This is a genomic window from Streptomyces sp. TRM68367 (genome assembly GCF_014495685.1).
Taxonomy (GTDB): domain Bacteria; phylum Actinomycetota; class Actinomycetes; order Streptomycetales; family Streptomycetaceae; genus Streptomyces.
Genome location: NZ_JACTVI010000233.1, coordinates 1 through 2,702 on the forward strand (window position 1 = coordinate 1; position 2,702 = coordinate 2,702).

A 2,702-nucleotide genomic window follows, 5' to 3' on the forward strand; every position below is an offset into this window, starting at 1 on the left:
TCGCCAGACCCGCACCCGCCACATACAACTCACCCGGCACACCCACCGGCACCGGCCGCAACGCCCCGTCCAGCACGAACACCCGCGTATTCGCCACCGGACGTCCGATGTGCGGGGTCTCTCCGTGCGCGAGGGGGTCGCTCATGGTGGCCGTGACGGTGGCCTCGGTCGGACCGTAGGCGTCGATCACCCGGCGCCCGCCCGCGGTCCACCGGCGTGCCAGGTCCGCGGTGAAGGTCTCACCGCCGGTCATCACCGAGCGGAGGGTGGGCACGCGGTCGGCCGGGACCGTGGCCAGCACCGGCGGCGGCAGCATGATGTGGGTGATGCGGTCGGCCGTGATCAGTTCGGCCAGTTCGTCTCCCGTCGGGCGTTCGCCGACCGGCGGGAGCACCAGCGTGGCGCCCGAGAGCAGAGTCTGAGCCACGTCCGCCACGGCCGCGTCGAAGTTCGGCGAGACGACCTGGAGGGCCCTGCTGCCCTCGCCGATGGCGGCCTGGCGGATGTGCTCCGCCATCACGGACGTCACGCCCTTGTGCGGCACCACCACGGCCTTGGGCCGCCCCGTCGAACCCGAGGTGTAGATGAGGTACGCCGGGTGGTCGGCGGCCAGCGGTACCGTCCGGTCCTCGTCCGTCGGGTCCGTCGCGGGCACAGCGGCCAGAGCGGCCCCGGTGTCGTCGGCGTCCACGAGCAGCACCCGCTGGTCGGCGGGCTCGGCGGTGACCAGCGACCGCGTCGTCCGCTGTGCCAGCACCAGATCGGGTCGCGCGTCGTCGAGCATGTACCGCAAGCGCTCGACCGGGTAGGAGGTGTCGAGCGGCAGGTAGGCGGCGCCCGACTTGAGGACCGCGAGCATGGACACGATCCACTGCTCGGTCCGGTCCACCGCGAGCGCGACCACGCACTCGGGGCCGATACCCCGGCGGATGAGCAGGTGGGCGAGGCGGTTGGCGCGCTCGTTCAGCTCGCGGTACGTCAGCCGCCGCCCGCCTGACTCCACCGCCGTGTTCTGCGGGGTGCCGGCGGCCCGGGCCTCGAACAGGGCGGGCAGGGTCGTGCCCCCGGTCTCCCGGTCCGTGCCGTTCCACTCCACCAGCAGGCGGTCGCGCTCGCCGGGCTCCAGCACGTCGAGGGCGCCGACCCGGCTCAGCGGCTCGGCGGCCACCGCCTGGAGGATCCGGGTGTAGCGGCGTACGAAGGCCTCGGCCGTCGCCCGGTCGAAAAGGTCCGCACTGTATTCCAGGGCGCCGAGCAGCCCGCCGGGAGTCTGTGCGCGCTGCAGGTCCTGGATGTGGAAACCGAGGTCGACCTTGGCCGTGGCGTCACCGACGGTGAGCCCCGTGGCGGTCAGACCGTCCAGGCGCAGGGCGTCGGAGCCGCGGCCACGGTCGTCCGGCCCCATGGCGAGGGTCACCTGGAAGAGCGGGTGGCGGGCGGCGGACCGATGGGGATTGACCGCCTCGACGAGGCGCTCGAAGGGCAGGTCCTGGTGGGCGTAGGCCGCCAGGTCCGTCTCCCGTACCCGGGCCACGAGGTCGGTGAAGGCCGGGTCACCCGAGGTGTCCGTGCGCAGCACCAGCGTGTTGACGAAGAAGCCGACCAGGTCGTCCAGCGCGTCGTCGGTACGGCCCGCGACCGGCGTGCCCACGGGGATGTCGGTGCCCGCGCCCAGCCGGGTCAGCAGCACCGCGAGCGCCGCCTGGAGCACCATGAACAGGCTTGCCCTGTTCTCCAGGGCGACCTGCGTCAGACGCTCCGCCGTCTCCTGCGGCACGGTGAACTCGACCGTGCCGCCGTGGTAGGTGGCGACGGCGGGCCGGGGCCGGTCGGCCGGCAGCTCCAGCTCCTCCGGCATGTCGCGCAACTGCTCGCTCCAGTACTCCAGTTGACGCGAGGCCACGCTGTCCGGGTCGTCCTCGGCGCCCAGCACCTCACGCTGCCACAGCGCGAAATCGGCGTACTGCACCGGCAGCGGCGCCCACACCGGCGCCTGACCCGCACACCGCGCGGCATACGCCCGGCTCAGATCGCGGGCGAGCACCGGCATCGACCAGCCGTCGGCCGCGATGTGATGCATCACCAGCAACAGCACGTGCTCGTTCGCGGCCGGCTCGAACAGCCGGGCCCGCAGGGGCACTTCTGCCGACAGGTCGAAGCCGAGCCCGGCCGCCTCCCGCAACCGGCCCGCAAGCTCCGCCTCGGACACCGGCTCCACGACCAGGTCCACGGCCGAGTCCTCCCGCACCACCTGGTACGGACCGTCCTCGTCCTCCGCGAACACCGTCCGCAGCACCTCGTGCCGCGCGACCACGTCCGCCAACGCGGTCCGCAGCGCGGCCACGTCGAGAGACCCGGACAGCCGCAGGGCGAAGGGCAGGTTGTACGCCTGGCCGGCGCCCTCGAAGCGGTTGACGAACCACAGCCGCTCCTGTGCGAAGGAGAGCGGAACCCGGGGCGGCCGGGTACGTGCGGTCACCGAGGCGCGCGCGCCTTCGGCACGGTCGAGGGCCGCGGCCAGCCCCGCCACGGTGGGGGTTTCGAAGACCTGCTGGATGGCGGTCTCGGCACGCAGCATCGTGCGGATACGGCTGACGAACTGGACGACGAGCAGCGAGTGGCCGCCGAGCGCGAAGAAGTCGTCATCGATCCCGACCCGCTCCACACCCAGCACCTCAGCGAACAGAGCGCACAGGATCTCC

At 72.7% G+C, this 2,702-nt stretch carries 1 protein-coding gene; it reads right to left on the minus strand.

Annotated features, from left to right (window positions below):
* On the minus strand, nucleotides 1-2,702 hold a 2,702-nt coding region (locus tag H8R17_RS45015), incomplete at both ends, for a condensation domain-containing protein (protein ID WP_187828925.1).